This is a genomic window from Mycobacterium sp., from assembly GCF_044223235.1.
GTDB lineage: Bacteria > Actinomycetota > Actinomycetes > Mycobacteriales > Mycobacteriaceae > Mycobacterium.
In genome coordinates this window covers 306127-321612 of sequence record NZ_JBGAME010000002.1, presented here as the reverse complement: position 1 = coordinate 321612, position 15486 = coordinate 306127, and the positions used below count along the sequence as shown (strand labels likewise).

At 67.5% G+C, this 15486-nt stretch carries 16 protein-coding genes; 7 read left to right on the top strand and 9 right to left on the bottom strand.

The features are described 5' to 3' along the window. Positions 1-185: 185 nt before the first annotated feature. From ADBZ6K_RS04585 to ADBZ6K_RS04570, 4 genes are all read right to left on the bottom strand, one after another. Positions 186-857, bottom strand: coding sequence for a sensor domain-containing protein (locus ADBZ6K_RS04585; protein ID WP_526344664.1), 672 nt, complete (start codon positions 855-857; stop codon positions 186-188). Between the two features lie 3 nt (positions 858-860). Beyond that, the gene (locus ADBZ6K_RS04580; RefSeq protein ID WP_526344663.1) at positions 861-1289 is read right to left on the bottom strand and encodes an organic hydroperoxide resistance protein; all 429 of its coding nucleotides are present in this window, start codon (positions 1287-1289) and stop codon (positions 861-863) included. Positions 1290-1500: 211 nt separating this feature from the next. Next, positions 1501-2949 (bottom strand): catalase, encoded by a 1449-nt coding sequence (locus ADBZ6K_RS04575; RefSeq protein WP_526344662.1) that lies wholly within the window; start codon positions 2947-2949, stop codon positions 1501-1503. Positions 2950-3074: 125 nt separating this feature from the next. Continuing rightward, on the bottom strand, positions 3075-3455 hold the full coding sequence (locus tag ADBZ6K_RS04570) for a hypothetical protein (RefSeq protein WP_526344661.1): 381 nt from the start codon (positions 3453-3455) through the stop codon (positions 3075-3077). A 162-nt stretch (positions 3456-3617) separates the two neighbouring features. Between ADBZ6K_RS04570 and ADBZ6K_RS04565 the strand changes: the two genes are divergently transcribed. Further along, entirely contained in the window at positions 3618-4391 is a 774-nt protein-coding gene (locus ADBZ6K_RS04565; protein ID WP_526344660.1) for an HD domain-containing protein, read from the top strand. A gap of 195 nt (positions 4392-4586) precedes the next feature. On the opposite strand, the gene ADBZ6K_RS04560 is transcribed toward ADBZ6K_RS04565, so the two are convergent. From ADBZ6K_RS04560 to ADBZ6K_RS04550, 3 genes are all read right to left on the bottom strand, one after another. Further along, positions 4587-5651, bottom strand: a complete 1065-nt coding sequence (locus ADBZ6K_RS04560; RefSeq protein ID WP_526344659.1) for a DUF4185 domain-containing protein — start codon at positions 5649-5651, stop codon at positions 4587-4589. Positions 5652-5724: 73 nt separating this feature from the next. Further along, positions 5725-6768, bottom strand: coding sequence for an aspartate-semialdehyde dehydrogenase (locus ADBZ6K_RS04555; protein WP_526344658.1), 1044 nt, complete (start codon positions 6766-6768; stop codon positions 5725-5727). Positions 6769-6772: 4 nt separating this feature from the next. Then, positions 6773-8038 (bottom strand): aspartate kinase, encoded by a 1266-nt coding sequence (locus ADBZ6K_RS04550; RefSeq protein WP_526344657.1) that lies wholly within the window; start codon positions 8036-8038, stop codon positions 6773-6775. 139 nt (positions 8039-8177) lie between these two features. Between ADBZ6K_RS04550 and ADBZ6K_RS04545 the strand changes: the two genes are divergently transcribed. The 6 genes from ADBZ6K_RS04545 (at position 8178) to ADBZ6K_RS04520 (ending at position 14290) form a co-directional block, all read left to right on the top strand. Then, positions 8178-8825: a nitroreductase family protein gene (locus ADBZ6K_RS04545; RefSeq protein ID WP_526344656.1), complete on the top strand. Its 648-nt coding sequence runs from the start codon at positions 8178-8180 to the stop codon at positions 8823-8825. A 120-nt stretch (positions 8826-8945) separates the two neighbouring features. Then, positions 8946-10259 (top strand): type III glutamate--ammonia ligase, encoded by a 1314-nt coding sequence (glnT, locus tag ADBZ6K_RS04540; RefSeq protein WP_526344655.1) that lies wholly within the window; start codon positions 8946-8948, stop codon positions 10257-10259. 40 nt (positions 10260-10299) lie between these two features. Further along, positions 10300-10998 carry a protein glxC gene (locus ADBZ6K_RS04535; protein WP_526344654.1) on the top strand — a complete coding sequence of 233 codons (699 nt, stop codon included), beginning with the start codon at positions 10300-10302 and terminating at the stop codon, positions 10996-10998. Between the two features lie 92 nt (positions 10999-11090). Beyond that, positions 11091-11735, top strand: coding sequence for a type II toxin-antitoxin system RelB family anti-toxin (gene relB, locus ADBZ6K_RS04530; RefSeq protein ID WP_526344653.1), 645 nt, complete (start codon positions 11091-11093; stop codon positions 11733-11735). Positions 11736-11945: 210 nt separating this feature from the next. Further along, complete coding sequence (gene leuA / locus ADBZ6K_RS04525) at positions 11946-13775, top strand: 2-isopropylmalate synthase (protein WP_526344652.1); 1830 nt, start codon at positions 11946-11948, stop codon at positions 13773-13775. Positions 13776-13906: 131 nt separating this feature from the next. After that, a complete protein-coding gene (locus tag ADBZ6K_RS04520; protein WP_526344882.1) occupies positions 13907-14290 on the top strand; it encodes a PLDc N-terminal domain-containing protein in 384 nt (127 codons plus the stop codon). Between the two features lie 163 nt (positions 14291-14453). On the opposite strand, the gene ADBZ6K_RS04515 is transcribed toward ADBZ6K_RS04520, so the two are convergent. Next, entirely contained in the window at positions 14454-15035 is a 582-nt protein-coding gene (locus tag ADBZ6K_RS04515) for a TetR/AcrR family transcriptional regulator (RefSeq protein WP_526344651.1), read from the bottom strand. Further along, the gene (locus ADBZ6K_RS04510; protein ID WP_526344650.1) at positions 15035-15481 is read right to left on the bottom strand and encodes a hypothetical protein; all 447 of its coding nucleotides are present in this window, start codon (positions 15479-15481) and stop codon (positions 15035-15037) included. Before ADBZ6K_RS04510 ends, ADBZ6K_RS04515 begins: the two co-directional genes overlap by 1 nt. Between the last annotated feature and the right edge of the window lie 5 nt (positions 15482-15486).

The window sequence follows — 15486 nt, the reverse complement described above, 5'->3', positions numbered from 1 at the left end:
CATCCCTCCTATCCCGTCCCGTGTCCCGTCGTATCCCGTCCGGTACCGGAACAAGACCGCTGGTAGGCAGCGGCGGGATCGGTCGATCGCCGCCACCTTCTCCATCTTCCAGAGGTGACCGACAAATTCCGATCGCGTTGTGTGACACGTCGATGACGTGTAGCCGAATACCGCGGCCGTTACCGCTACTGCCCGAGCGTGTTCTGGATGGCGCCGGCGAGCACGTTCACCGCGGGACCCCCGTTGCCGGACTGGCACACCTTGGCCTGGAGCAGCACGTTCTCGCGGGCGCGGGTGGTGACGAAGCAGCGCCGGTCGAGCGGCCCGCCGCCCGGTCCGATCTCCTGCTTGACCCAGTCCTGCTCGGTCGCGCTCCCAGGTCCGCCCGTGAAGCTCCACACCTGGGTGGTGAAGTTGTCCAGGTGCATCGCGGTCGTCTGGCCCGAGCAGCCCACCGTCCGGTCGACCACCCGGTGAAAGGCGCGCTGCGCCGCGTCGACGGTGGCGAACACCCCGACGGCCTGCTTCACGAAGTGCGTCACATCGGTCGCCGACGTCTGCGTCACCGCGCCGCTGAACGACGCCAGATCCGGATCGTCGAACACCTCGGGAAGCCCGATATCGGCCCAGTTGTTGCAGGCCGGGAGGTCGACGTAATAGGCCTGGAAGGGGGTGCTGAACACCGACTCCCACCCCATCGGCGCCCCGACGACGTTGCCGACCGAACCCTTGCCGAGCACCGCGTAGGACACCACGCCCGGATCGGACGGCCGGGCCCCTGCGGGCCCGGCCGGTGCCGAAAGGACCGTCGCGGCACTCGCGACAGCGACGCCGAGGGCCGCTGCGGCGACCCGCACGGGCTAGACCTTCGCCGACAGCGAAACGTCGATGTTGCCGCGGGTGGCCTTGGAGTACGGGCAGAACTGATGCGCCTTCTCCATCAGGTCGTCGGCAACGCCCTGCTCCAGCCCGGGCAGATAGCCGATCAGGTTGGCCGTGATCCCGAAGCCACCGGCGGAATCCTTACCGAAGCCGACCTGGGCGGTGATGGCGGTGGCGTCGTCGAGATCCACCTTCTCGTTCTTGGCGATCAGCCGCAGCGCGCCCAGGAAGCAGGCCGAGTAGCCCGCCGAGAACAGCAGCTCGGGGTTGACGCCCTCACCGCTGCCGCCCATCTCCTTGGGCGGGCGGGCGTCCAGGTCGATCTTGCCGTCCGCGGACTTGATGTGGCCGTCGCGACCTCCACCGGTCGCCGTGGATTCTGCGGTGTAGACAACGTCGATGCTCATAGCAGTGCCACTTCCCTTTCCAAGCTTTCCAAGGTTGTATACAGCCGGTGTATACAACCGTTCTCGATCATGCCAGCCGGACCCAACCAGGCAAGGCCCGGGCCACCGTACCCGCGGCCGATCCACGAGATCCGTGCCAGGGTCGTGTGAGCGCTCGGGAGTACACGACCCTGGCGCAGATCTGGGCGGATGCCCCGAACTACCCGCTGGACTACCCGTCCCCGCCCCGCACGCCCTCCTCGACGGCCTTGCCGAGGTCGGGGTCGACATTGCGCCAGTAGTCGAACACCCGCGACAGCACAGGCTCCCGCACACCCTTGGACACGTGGCCGACGATGTTGTGCGCCAGGCGATCGCGCGCATCGTCGTCGAGGACCTCGCGGACCATGGTGCCTGCCTGACCCCAGTCGTCGTCGTCGGCCCGCAGCGTGTAGGCCTGCCGCACCATGTCGCCGTCGGACATCCAGTGCACTTCGGCGGCGCGGGACGCGTCGGCCATCGGCCCGCCCATCGAATTCGGGGCGTACACCGGGTCGGTGGCGTTGCGGATGCGCATCGCACCGTCCTTGGAGTAGCTGTGCACCTCCACCGCAGGCTCGTTGACCGGGATCTGCTTGTAGTTGACGCCGAGCCGGGCGCGATGCGCGTCGGCATAGGAGAACCCCCGCGCCAGCAACATCTTGTCCGGGCTCAACCCGGTGCCCGGCACGATGTTGTTCGGCTCGAATGCGGCCTGCTCGATCTGGGCGTGGTAGTCGGTGACATTGCGGTCCAGCGTCATGCGGCCCACCTCGTGCAGCGGGTAATCGCCGTGCGGCCACACCTTGGTCAGGTCGAACGGGTTGAACCGGTAGGTCTTGGCGTCCTCGAACGGCATGATCTGCACGTGCAGCGTCCAGCTCGGACGATTGCCCGCCTCGATCGACTCGTAGAGGTCGCGCTGGTGGGCGTCGCCGTCGATGCCCGCCATCTCGTCGCCCTCCTCCTGGGTGAGGAAGTCGACGCCCTGATCGGTCTTGAAGTGGTACTTCACCCAGAACAGCTCCCCGGCGGCGTTGAGCCAGCTGTAGGTGTGGCTGGAGTAGCCGTTCATGTGCCGCCAGTCCTTGGGGATGCCGCGGTCGCCCATCAGCCACGTGACCTGGTGGGCGCTCTCGGGTGAGAGCGTCCAGAAATCCCACTGCATGTGGTGGTCGCGCAGATTGGTGGCCTGCATCCGCTTCTGGCTGCGGATGAAGTTCTGGAACTTCATCGGGTCCCGCACGAAGAACACCGGCGTGTTGTTGCCGACCATGTCGAAGTTGCCTTCGGTGGTGTAGAACTTGAGCGCGAACCCGCGCGGGTCACGCCAGGTGTCTGGGCTGCCCCGCTCGCCCGCGACCGTCGAGAACCGGGCGACCATCTCGGTCGTCACCCCGGGCTGGAACAGCGCCGCCTTCGTGTACGCGCTGACGTCCTGCGTCACCTCGAACCGGCCGAAGGCACCGCCGCCCTTGGCGTGGGGCTGGCGCTCCGGGATCCGCTCCCGGTTGAAGTTGGCCATCTGTTCGATCAGGTAGTGATCGTGCAGCAGGATCGGGCCGTCCGGCCCGACCGTCAGCGAATGCTCGACGCTCGGTACGGGGGCGCCGCCATCCGTCGTCGCATACTTGTCGGTCATCCTTGATTCATCTCCTCGTGGTTCGGCGGCCGAAGGGGCTGGGGCCGCGATCGAGCCTCATCCGGGCGGGTTCCCCGACGCGGCAGGCGCCACACGTGAACCGGAGGGCGAATTCGGGCCGGGTGTTACGGCTGCGGGCGAGCCGGGGCGCCGGGCGGCTGCGGGGGTTGCGGCACCGTCACGTTGGGCCCACCGGGCAGGACGAACGGCGGTCCTTGGCGTTCCATCGGCATCATCGGCACGCGGTCGCGGTAGTCGGCGAACCGGTGATGTCCGCCGCCGGTCTGCCTGCCGAGGATGAATCCGGTGAAGAAGACGACGGCGACGATGAACACCACACCTGCCACAATCACCACCCACGCCGCCGCCCTGTAGAGCTTGCTGGGCCTGCGCTCCGGGGAAGCCTGGCCGTAGGCGGGGGCCGGCGGCACATGGCGCGGCGGTGGGGGTGTCGCGGTGGCCACCGGTCCGGTCGCCGGTTCTGATGACGCATGCGTTTCGGTCATGCCTGGCATGATGCCCAGCCCAATCACAGTGCCAGCTATGTTGACGCTATGAATCAGCTGTGAAGGCGGCTGCCCGTCCCCTACACTCGGCCGTGATGGGCACCGAATTGCCGGTGCCACAGGAATATTCACGGCCGGAACGAATTCGATGGGGATGGTCCGATGGGCGCTCCGGCGGGTATCGACTGGGACTGGGCCAGGGCGACGGGAGGGGTTCTCAGCGCACAGCAGAAGCGGCAGTTGATGATCCCGCTGATCCGCACCGCGGCGTCGCACACCGCGGGACGGCTGCGGATCGCGCTCGGCCTGCGCGGGGGCGGCGGCATCGACCTCGACACGCTACGCATCCCCGACTCCAGGCTCGCGCGCGATGCAGAACAGCAAGCGGGCGAAGAACTTCCGCCGTATCTCCTGGAGCATTCTTACCGCACCTACCTTTTCGGGTCGGCGCTAGCGGCTCTGGACGGGGTGGCGGTGGACGAGGAACTCGCCTACGTGACCTGCCTGCTGCACGACATCCAGTTGGAGCACCCGACTCCCGGGCGGTGCTTCGCAGTGGTCGGCGGCGAGCGCGCGGAACGCTTCGCGCTGGACCGCGGCGCCGAACCCGCCCGCGCCTCGGCGATCGGGGCGGCCATCGCGGGGCATCTGACCGCGGGCGCCGCCGACGACCTCGCCGACCCCGCCGGCTTCGTCTCGGCGGGCGCGTTCGTCGACGTCGCCGGTGTGCGCATGCACGAACTGCGCCGGGAGTGGGTGGACGAGGTGGTGCGGCGCCATCCGCGCCACCGGTTCGGTCCCCAGGTGCTGGCCGCATTCCGCGCCGAGGCCGCGGCGGTGCCTGCGGGCCGGACGCAGTGGTGCCTGCGCTATGGCGCGTTTCCGCTGCTCATCCGCATCGCGCCGGTCGCCGACCGATATCTGGGCAGCAGCTGAGACGCCCCTGGGTAGGAGCCGAGAATAAAACCGCCGCGCGCCGTGTTATCAATTCCAGTTCGACCCGTTGATTTCATCCCCCGAGCGGCGGGTCGAACTACCTCAACTTAACACACATCACGTGCAGAGCGCTTGTCTTTCAACGGTTTCCAGGTTGGGACACCGTCGGATGGCTGATGCCCGTGTGGCTTATGATCAGGGCTTGAACGGGTTGACCGCGAACTGGATCACCCGATACGGCGCCTGGGCACGTGGGCCGGTGTTCCACTGGCTGACGAACACCCGCACGTCGTCCAACTCCGACCCGGGTGAGATGTACCCGCCGTAGGGCTGCGCCAGCCGGTTGACATCCGGCGGCGGCAGGTGTTCGGCCGGATCGGGCCAGGCACTGGCGAAGACGACGGTGGTGACCGGCGCGGTTCCCAACCCCGTCGGATCGTTGGCCACCCGCATCTCCATGTTGCCGGTGCTGGCATTGAAGTACGACAGCACGGTCTTGCCGTCGATCTGCCGGACGCTCATCTCGCCGATCCGGTCGTCCCACAACGGCGTTGGCGGGCCACCCCATCCGCCGTCAGACCCCGGTGCCGTCGACCAGGGTTGCCAGGCGGACCGGTCGGTAAAGTCGTCCGGCGTCACTCGATAGAGCACGACCGGGCCGCTGCGGTCGAAGTCGTTGGCGACGATGTACACCCAGCCCCGCGGTGAACCCGGCGTCGGGATCGGGTCGTAGTAGCCGCTGACCTGCGACTGCCTGCCGTCGGCATAGTCCGCATCACGCTGTGAGCCCGGTACTGTCGGCCAGTTTCCTTGTGCCGGATCGGCTTTCACCAGCCGCGAGCTCTGCGGCTGCAGGTCCTTGGTGATGGTCACCAGCATGTAGTTGTCGCGGTTGATCTGGACGACGCCGGCGGGGAGCTGCGACGCGCCGGCGGGGGTCGGGTCGGCGAGCAGGGGCTTGTCGATGCCCGTGACCCCGGCATAGCGCACACCGCCGGGGTCGCCGATCGAGTCCGTCTCGACGTGCAGCGCGATCGGCGAATACCAGCCGCCGAATCCGACGCCCTGGCCCGCGAAACTGTCGCCGCAGATCTGCAGGATTCCGGTCGAGAACTCCATGAATTCACAGAGGTCCGTTGCGCCGATACCGTAATCCCTTGTCGGCGTTCCTGTTCCGGCCGTCGGACCGATACGCACTACCTGGCCTGGCGCGAGCGGCGTCCGGTCAGGCGTGGCATGCGCCGCCGGCGCCACGAGCATCGTCGAGATCAACGAAATGCAGGTGCCTACTCGCAAAAGTCCTGCAGAACGTGACTTTCGGCGCACCAGAAGGTCAACGCTGGGCAGCGATCAGCTCTGCGATCTGAATGGTGTTCAGCGCCGCGCCCTTTCGCAGGTTGTCACCGGAAACGAACAGCGCGAGCCCGCGTCCGTCCGGCACACCCGGGTCCTGGCGGATGCGGCCGACCAGGGAATCGTCGGCACCCGCCGCGGCCAGCGGTGTCGGCACGTCGACCAGCGTCACACCGGGTGCCGATGCCAGGATCTCCTTGGCCCGCGCCACCGAAAGCGGACGCTCGAATTCGGCGTTGATCGACAGCGAGTGTCCGGTGAACACCGGCACCCGCACACAAGTCCCGCTCACCAGAAGGTCGGGAATGCCCAGGATCTTGCGGCTCTCGTTGCGCAGCTTCTGATCTTCGTCGGTCTCGCCGGACCCGTCATCCACCAGCGCGCCGGCCAGCGGAACGACGTTGAAGGCAATGGGCGCAACGTATTTCGCAGGCGCCGGGTAATCCAGCGCGGATCCGTCGTGCACCAGTTGCTCAACCCCGTCGATCACCGCGCGGGCCTGCGTGGCCAACTCCTCGACACCTGCCAGACCGCTGCCGGACACCGCCTGATAGCTCGAAGCGATCATCCGGACCAGCCCGGCCTCGTCGTGCAGCGGCTTGAGCACCGGCATCGCGGCCATGGTGGTGCAGTTCGGGTTGGCGATGATGCCCTTGGGCAGCGCGCCCGCCCTCACCACATCGCGTTCGAAGTTGACCTCCGACACCACCAGCGGGACATCCGGGTCCTTGCGCCACGCCGACGAGTTGTCGATGACGGTGACGCCGGCGGCGGCGAACCGCGGCGCCTGCACCCGTGACATGGTGGCACCTGCGGAGAACAGCGCGATGTCCAGGCCGCTTGGATCGGCCGTCGCGGCGTCCTCGACCTCGATCTCCTGACCGCGGAAGCTGAGCTTCTTGCCGGCCGAGCGCGCGGATGCGAAGAACCGCACCTCGCGCGCCGGGAAGTCGCGCGCCTCCAGCAGTGTGCGCATCACCTGGCCGACCTGGCCGGTCGCACCAACTACGCCGATGTTCACCATGCTCTTAGCGCCCCGTTCCCGCGTAGACGACGGCCTCTTCATCGCCGCCGAGGCCGAACGCCTCGTGCAGCGCCGCGACCGCCTTGTCCGTTTCCGTGTCCTTGATCAGCACGGAGATCCTGATCTCGGAGGTGGAGATCAGGTCGATGTTCACCCCGACCTCGGCGAGCGCCTCGCAGAAGGTCGCCGTCACGCCCGGATGCGACCGCATACCCGCACCGATCAGCGACACCTTGCCGATGTGGTCGTCGTAGAGCACCCGGGTGAAGCCGATCTCGTCCTGCTGGGCGGTCAGTTTCTCCACCGCGGTCGGGCCGTTGTCCCGCGCGCACGTGAAGGTGATGTCGGTCTTGCCGTCCTCGACCTTCGAGATGTTCTGCAGCACCATGTCGATGTTGACATCGGCGTCGGCCACGACGCGGAACACCTTGGCGGCGTAACCGGGAACGTCGGGCAGGCCGACGACGGTGACCTTGGCCTCGCTGCGGTCGTGGGCTACTCCGGTCAGGATGGCGTCTTCCATGGGGATGTCCTCGATCGATCCTTTGACGATGGTGCCCGGCTTGTCGGAGTACGACGACCGGACGTGAATCGGCAGGTTGTACCGGCGGGCGTACTCCACACAGCGCAACATCAGCACCTTGGCGCCGCACGCCGCCATCTCGAGCATCTCCTCGAAGCTGACGGTGTCCAGCCGCCGGGCGTTGGGCACGATCCGCGGATCGGCGGTGAACACGCCGTCCACGTCGGTGTAGATCTCGCAGACGTCGGCCTTCAGCGCGGCCGCGACGGCGACGGCGGTGGTGTCCGATCCGCCGCGGCCCAGCGTGGTCACGTCCTTGGTGTCCTGGCTGACCCCCTGGAACCCGGCGACCAGCACGATCTGGCCCTCATCGAGCGCAGAACGCAGCCGGCCGGGCGTGACGTCGATGATCTTGGCGTTGCCGTGGGTGCCGGTGGTGATGACGCCCGCCTGCGAGCCGGTGAACGACCGGGCCTGCGCGCCGAGGGATTCGATCGCCATCGCGACCAGCGCGTTGGAGATGCGCTCGCCCGCGGTGAGCAGCATGTCCAGCTCTCGAGCGGGCGGCGCGGGTGACACCTGTTTGGCCAGGTCCAGCAGGTCGTCGGTGGTGTCGCCCATCGCCGAGACGACCACGACGACGTCGTTGCCCGCCTTCTTGGTCTCGACGATGCGCTCGGCGACGCGGCGAATCCGCTCGGCGTCGGACACCGAGGATCCGCCGTACTTCTGTACGACGAGCGCCACTACCTGGCCTTTCGCGAATGCGCTGAGTTGGTCTCGACTAAGGATAAGGGAGAGACGCACGTGGTTTTCCCGCCCCGGCCGCGCGGCCGACATAACCGCACAGACATAGCCGTAAAGACAAAGCCGTAAAGTTGCGGCCGTGCCGCAAGCCCCTGTCGACCGACTGGCCGACACCCGCGTGCCGATTCAGGACCACATCGCCGCGCGGTGGAGTCCCCGCGCCTTCGACCCCGCCACCGAACTGGATGCCGATGACCTCGTCGGCCTCCTTGAGGCCGCGCGGTGGGCGGCCACCTGGGGCAGGCGCCAGCCCGTGCGATTCGTCGTGGGCCTGCGCGGCGACGACGCCTTCACCACGCTCGGCGGCCTGCTGAGGAGGGGCAACAGCTACGCCCGCGCCGCGGCGGCGCTGATCCTGGTGGTCGCCGACGAAGGTCCCGACGAGACCACCGCGCTGTATTCGGGTGTCGACGCCGGGGCGGCGATGGCCAATCTGTCCATCGAAGCGGTGTCCCGCGGCCTGGTGGCCCATCCGATGGCGGGGTTCGACACCGAGGGCGCACGGGAGAAGTTCGGGCTGGCCGACGGGCTGCGACCGCTGGCGGTCGTCGCGGTCGGCACACTCGCCGACCATGCGAAGGCTGGCGAGGACGGCAGGGACGGCGCCGAGGTGGGCGAGGGCGAGAGGGACATCGCCGGAGCCACCGCCGAGCGCGACCGGCAGCCCCGCACGCGCCTCCCTCTGGAGGAAGTCGTCCTCAACTGGCCGAGCCTCCCGGCCGGCTAGATACGGCGCCATCCAGCGTTAACGCAGTGGAAACGCCCAGAGCCGGTCTACGTAACCGAAACATCGGTCACTATGGGTGGACGGCGGATGCCGTCCCGACCGACACCGAGAGACGAGCGCATGTCAACCGACCTCGCCGACCTGGCCGCACGATCGGGAACGAAGTTCATCCTCGCGCTGTTCGTCGATCTGCGCGGCAAGCCGTGCGCGAAACTGGTGCCCGTGGAGGCCGTCGACATGCTGGCCACCGAGGGCGTCGGGTTCGCCGGCTACGCGGTCGGCGCCATGGGCCAGCAACCCAGCGACCCCGACATGATGGCCATCCCCGATCCGGTCACGTTCACCCCGATCCCGTTCCTCAAGGAGGGCCTGGCGATCGTTCATTGCGACCCGCACGTCGAGGGTGAGCCATGGCCGTACGCACCGCGCGTCATCCTCAAGGCGCTGATCCAGCGCGCCGCCGACGCCGGTTTCGAACCATGGGTGGGCGCGGAGGTCGAGTACTTCCTGCTCACCAGGGCCATCGACGGTTCGCTGAGCACCGCCGACACCGCCGACACCTCCGCGCAGCCCTGCTACGACGCGCGCGGGGTCACCCGCATGTACGAGCACCTGACCGCGATGTCCACGGCGATGAACACCCTCGGCTGGTCCAACTACGCCAACGACCACGAGGACGGCAATGGCCAATTCGAGCAGAACTTCCAGTTCGCCGAGGCGCTGACCACCGCGGATCGCGTCGTGACGCTGCGCTACCTGCTGTCGATGATCGCCGCCGAACGCAACATGATCGCGACGTTCATGCCCAAACCGTTCGCCGACCGCACCGGCAGCGGGCTGCACCTGCACCTGTCGCTGACCAGCGGGGGCAATCCCGTCTTCCCCGCCGAGGAGCCCGACGACCGCGGACTGGGGCTGTCGGCCACCGCGTACTCGTTCATCGGCGGCATCCTCGAGCACGCGTGCGCACTGCAGGCGGTGCTGGCCCCTACGGTCAACTCCTACAAGCGCACCGGCGCGACCGCGACGGCGTCGGGTGCGTCGTGGGCTCCGCGCACCGCGACCTACGGTGGAAACGACCGCACCCACTACGTCCGCGTACCCGACGAGCAGCGCATCGAACTGCGCGGCGGTGACGGTTCGGCTAACCCGTACCTGGCGATCGCCGCGGCGCTGGGCGCCGGCATCGACGGCATCAAGCGCAACGCCGACGCGGGACCGGTCGGCGCGGCCACCGCCGGGCGCCCTGTTCTGCCGCCGACACTGCTGCACGCGGTCGACGAGTTCGTCGGCGATGCCGTGATCACCGGTGTCCTCGACGCGGCCGGCGAGGGTGTCGCCGAGTACTTCGCCGGTCTCAAACGCGAGGAGTTCCTCGCCTACCACAGCGCCGTCTCCCCGTGGGAGATCGATCAGTACCTGACGGCGTTCTGATGCGGGTCGACTCGCAGCCGGCCGTCGAGGAGGCACGGGCATGGGCTCGGGTATGGGAGGGGTGACCCGGTTCGACCTCGCCACCACGCCGCTGCGGCAGGTCAACGCCTTCCTGCACGAGCCCGGACTGACCGGTGACATCGTCATCGACCACCCGGCAGGCGCCCACAACGTGGCCGTGGGCGTCGACGCGCCGGTGACGCTGACCGTCAACGGCCACGTCGGCTACTACGCGGCCGGGATGAACCAGCAGGCCGAGATCACCATCAACGGCAACGCCGGCACCGGCGTCGCGGAGAACATGATGAGCGGCTCCGTGTGGGTCAGGGGCGACGCGTCGCAGTCCGCGGGCGCCACCGCACACGGCGGTCTGCTCGTCATCGACGGCAATGCCGCTGCCCGGTGCGGCATTTCGATGAAGGGCATCGACATCGTGGTCGGCGGCAACATCGGCCACATGAGCGCGTTCATGGCCCAGGCCGGGCGGCTGGTGGTGCGCGGCGACGCCGGAGATGCGCTCGGCGATTCGATCTACGAGGCCCGCATCTACGTGCGCGGCACGGTGGCATCGCTCGGGGCCGACTGCGTCGCCAAGCCGATGCGGCCCGAGCACCTCGAAGAACTCGCCCGGCTGCTGAAGACGGCGGGCTTCGACGACGACGACCCCGCCGCCTACACCCGCTACGGGTCGGCCAGGAACCTCTACCACTTCCACGTCGACCACGCGGACGCCTATTGAGCCCCCTGGCGCGTCGCGGTATCGGATCCTTACAGTAGCGGGAGTGACGTGCAATGATTCCTGCCAGTGAACAATTCGAGTCGAGCAAGCCTGTGACCGATCCCCTGCTTCGCAATCGGTCGGGAACCGCGCGTGAGCGCGACCCGCAGGAGTCGGCCGATGAGCTGGAATTCGAGGCGGCGATCGGCCGCAACGTCCGGCACCTGCGTCAGCAGCAGGGCCTGACCGTCGCCGAAATGGCCTCCCGCATCGGCATTTCCAAGGCGATGATGAGCAAGATCGAGAACGCGCAGACCTCGTGCAGCCTGTCCACACTCGCGCTGCTGGCCAAGGGCTTCGACGTCCCGGTGACCAGTCTGTTCCGCGGCGCCGACGTGGAACGGCCCGCGGCCTTCGTCAAGGCGGGCACCGGTCCGCGCATCGTGCGCAACGGCACCCGCGAGGGCCACGAGTACCAGCTACTCGGCTCGCTGCGCGGCGAACACAGGCGGCTGGAGTGCCTGCACGTGACGCTGTCGGAGAAGAGCCAGACCTATCCGCTGTTCCAGCATCCGGGCACCGAGTTCATCTACATGCTCGAGGGCGTCATGGACTACAGCCACAGCCGTTCGGTGTATCGGCTGCATCCCGGCGATTCGCTGCAACTGGACGGCGAGGGCGCGCACGGGCCGATCGATCTGATCGAGGTGCCCATCAGGTTCCTGTCGGTGATCGCCTTCCCCGACTCCCAGGTGTGATCACTCGACCAGGTCGGATCACTCGACGGGCGACGTTTTGGCGCACGGCCGCGTCGGAGTACAGTGAGCCCATCATGTTCTCGGTGCAGCGGGTGCTCCTTCTCGGACGCCGCGGCGGGGTCTGATCCAGACTGGCCTCCCGTCGCGGGTGTTCGCGATGCGCCGGTCTCGACCCTTGGGGTTCCCCCACCACAAACCGGAGCAAACACCGTGACTACCTTCACCCCCCGTTCTGAACAGCCCTCCCCCGATTCGTTCGCGTCCGTACGCACCATCACCAAACCGGCAGGCGCCCCCAATCCCGGCCAACCCGCCTGGAACACGCAGCGCGGCACCTCGATGCCGGTCAACCGCTACCGCGGCTTCGCCGACGAGGTACCCGGCGGCAGCCCGGTCGGGTTTGACCGCACCTGGCCCGACAAGGTGATCGAGCGCGCTCCGATGTGGTGTGCCGTCGACCTGCGCGACGGCAATCAGGCCCTGATCGACCCGATGAGTCCGGCCCGCAAGCGGCGCATGTTCGACCTGCTGGTCCGCATGGGCTACAAGGAGATCGAGGTCGGCTTCCCGTCGGCGAGCCAGACCGACTTCGACTTCGTCCGCGACATCATCGCTGACGGCGCCATCCCCGACGACGTGACGATCCAGGTACTGACCCAGTGCAGGCCCGAGCTGATCGAGCGCACCTTCGAGGCGTGCCACGGCGCCCCGCGTGCCATCGTGCACTTCTACAACTCGACGTCGATCCTGCAGCGCCGCGTGGTGTTCCGCGCCGACCGCGAGGCCGTCAAGAAGATCGCCACCGACGGCGCGCGGATGTGCGTCGAGGAGGCCGAGAAGCATCCGGGCACGCTGTGGCGGTTCGAGTACTCACCGGAGTCCTACACCGGCACCGAACTGCAGTACGCCGTCGAGGTATGCGACGCGGTGGCCGACGTGATCCAGCCGACGCCCGAGTGGCCGCTGATCGTCAACCTGCCCGCCACCGTCGAGATGGCCACCCCCAACGTGTACGCCGACTCGATCGAGTGGATGAGCCGCAACCTGGCCCGCCGCGACAGCATCATCCTTTCGCTGCACCCGCACAACGACCGCGGAACCGCCGTCGCCGCAGCGGAATTGGGCTATCAGGCCGGCGCCGACCGCATCGAGGGCTGCCTGTTCGGCAACGGTGAGCGCACCGGCAACGTCTGCCTGGTCACGCTGGGGATGAACCTGTTCAGCCGCGGGGTCGACCCGCAGGTCGACTTCTCCAACATCGACGAGATCCGCCGGACCGTCGAGTACTGCAACCAGCTGCCTGTTCCCGAGCGGCACCCCTACGGCGGCGACCTGGTCTATACGGCGTTCTCCGGGAGCCACCAGGACGCCATCAACAAGGGTCTGGACGCGATGAAGATTGCCGCCGATGAGGCCGCCGCCGACGTCGATGACATCCTGTGGCAGGTGCCGTATCTGCCCATCGACCCGCGCGACGTCGGACGCACCTACGAGGCCGTCATCCGGGTGAATTCGCAGTCCGGCAAGGGTGGGGTGGCCTACATCATGAAGGCCGACCACGGGCTGGTGCTGCCGCGGCGGCTGCAGATCGAGTTCAGCCAGGCCATCCAGAAGATCACCGACGGTGAGGGCGGCGAGGTGTCGCCCAAGGAGATGTGGGACGTCTTCGCCGACGAATACCTGGCGCCCATCACCCCGCTGGAACGGATGCGCCAGAAGGTCGACGCCGCAGAGGAGGACGGCGGAACCGACACCATCACCGCGACCGTGAAGATCAACGGGGTCGAGACGGAGATCGTCGGGGCCGGCAACGGCCCGCTGGCGGCGTTCGTCGACGCGCTCGGCGCCGTCGGGTTCGACGTGGACATCCTGGACTACTCCGAGCACGCCATGTCCGCGGGCGAAGAGGCGCAGGCAGCGGCCTACGTGGAGGCGTCGATCGGCGGACGCACGGTGTGGGGCGTCGGGATTGCCACCTCGATCACGACCGCGTCGCTGCGCGCGGTGGTGTCGGCGGTCAACCGCGCCGCCAGGAGCTGACCACCGGAACGGGTGCGACGTCGGTCACGATTCGGCTCGTGGGACTTTCTGCCCTGCGGGAGCCGCTGTCGATCATGATTAACTTGCCCCGCGCAGATAGCGCATCTAATGATTGAGGGGTGAGTTCCCACATGTGGGATTCGTTCTGGGGCTTCCTGTGGTCGACGGTGGTGATCTTCGCGTTCATCGCCTACCTGATGATCCTGTTCAACATCCTGGTGGATCTGTTCTGGCGCGATCACAAGACAAACGGATTCGTCAAGGCGATCTGGGTGATCTTCCTGATCCTGCTGCCGTATCTGACCGCGCTGGTTTACCTCATCGCCCGCGGCAAGGGAATGGCGGAGCGCGGTCAGGCGGCGGCCGCGGCGGCCAAGAAGGACACCGACGACTACATCCGCCAGGCCGCGGGCCGTTCCCCGGCGCAGGAGATCGCCGACGCCAAGGCGCTGCTGGAATCCGGGACCATCTCCCCGGCCGAGTTCGAGTCGCTGAAGGCCAAGGCGCTCGCCTGAGTCTCCGGCTCCCAATCCGGGATCCCGCGATTGCCACGAGCGTTACGATCGCGGATCTCGGGGGTTTGACGCGTCAAGGGGGCGGCGTGGACGAGTTGGTGATCCCGGTCTCGCGCACCGGGTCTCAATCCAGGGCAGCGTTCTCAACGACTGGCACGAATGATCAGGGTGCGTCGAGCACCGCCCGGAGCAGCCGGTCGATGAAGTCCGCCGGGTCCGAACCGGCGGGCCAGTCCGCCGGGATCGTGATGTTGGAGAACGCCACGCCGTTGAGCAGCCTGCTGAGTTCCTCCATCTGATCCGCGCTGGGATCGAAGCCGCCGGCGCGCAGGATGAGGCCGGCGGATTTGACTGCGGCGGACTGGATCTGGTCGAGCGCCGGACGCAGCTCGGGCCTGCGGGTGCCCTCCAGGAACAGCTCGAAGCGGGCGATGTGCCCGCGCCGGGCTTGCTCATCGGGGTCGGCCAGCATGCGCGCCATCAACGCCTTGACCCCCTGTTGGGTCTGCACCGCGCCGATCACCTTCTGCAACTGGGCGACTCGACGCCAGTGCAGATCCGCGACGTGCCCGGCTGCGCCCTCCAGAAGGGCCAGCCGGGTGCGGAAATAGTTCGAGGTGGTGCCGGGCGGCAATCCGGCGCGCTGGTCGACCTGTCGGTGGGTGACTCCCCCGACGCCCGTGTCGGCGAGGATGTCGATCGCGGCGTCCAGGATCTGGGTGCGGCGCTCGGGATTGGCGGGCATCAGCTCTTATACCGCAGCCGCCAGAACATCGTCAGGAACACCGGATACACCAGGCACAACAGCAGATAGCTGAACCACATCGGGAACCAGGTGAACAGCGACACGTCGTTGATGACGTACGAGCAGTAGACGTGCAGGGGGACACTCCCCGCGATGTAGATCACCGAACCGGTGAACAGCGCCCGATGGCGGTGGCTGGTGAAGTCGACGTGGCGCCACACCAGGATCCCGGTGATCGCCGCGTAGGTCATTGGGATGAGCAGAAACTTGTCAGTGGTCGGTGTGACCACGTAATGCAGCGTCATGGCGTCGCCGAAGATCACCCGGTAGAGATGCATCGCCACGCCGAGGCTGATGGTGAGCATCGCGGCTTCGCGGAAGAAGTACCCGTGCCTGCGGTAGGTGGTCCAGAAATCACGGTGTACTACGTCTGTAGTGGTATTCATGTTCG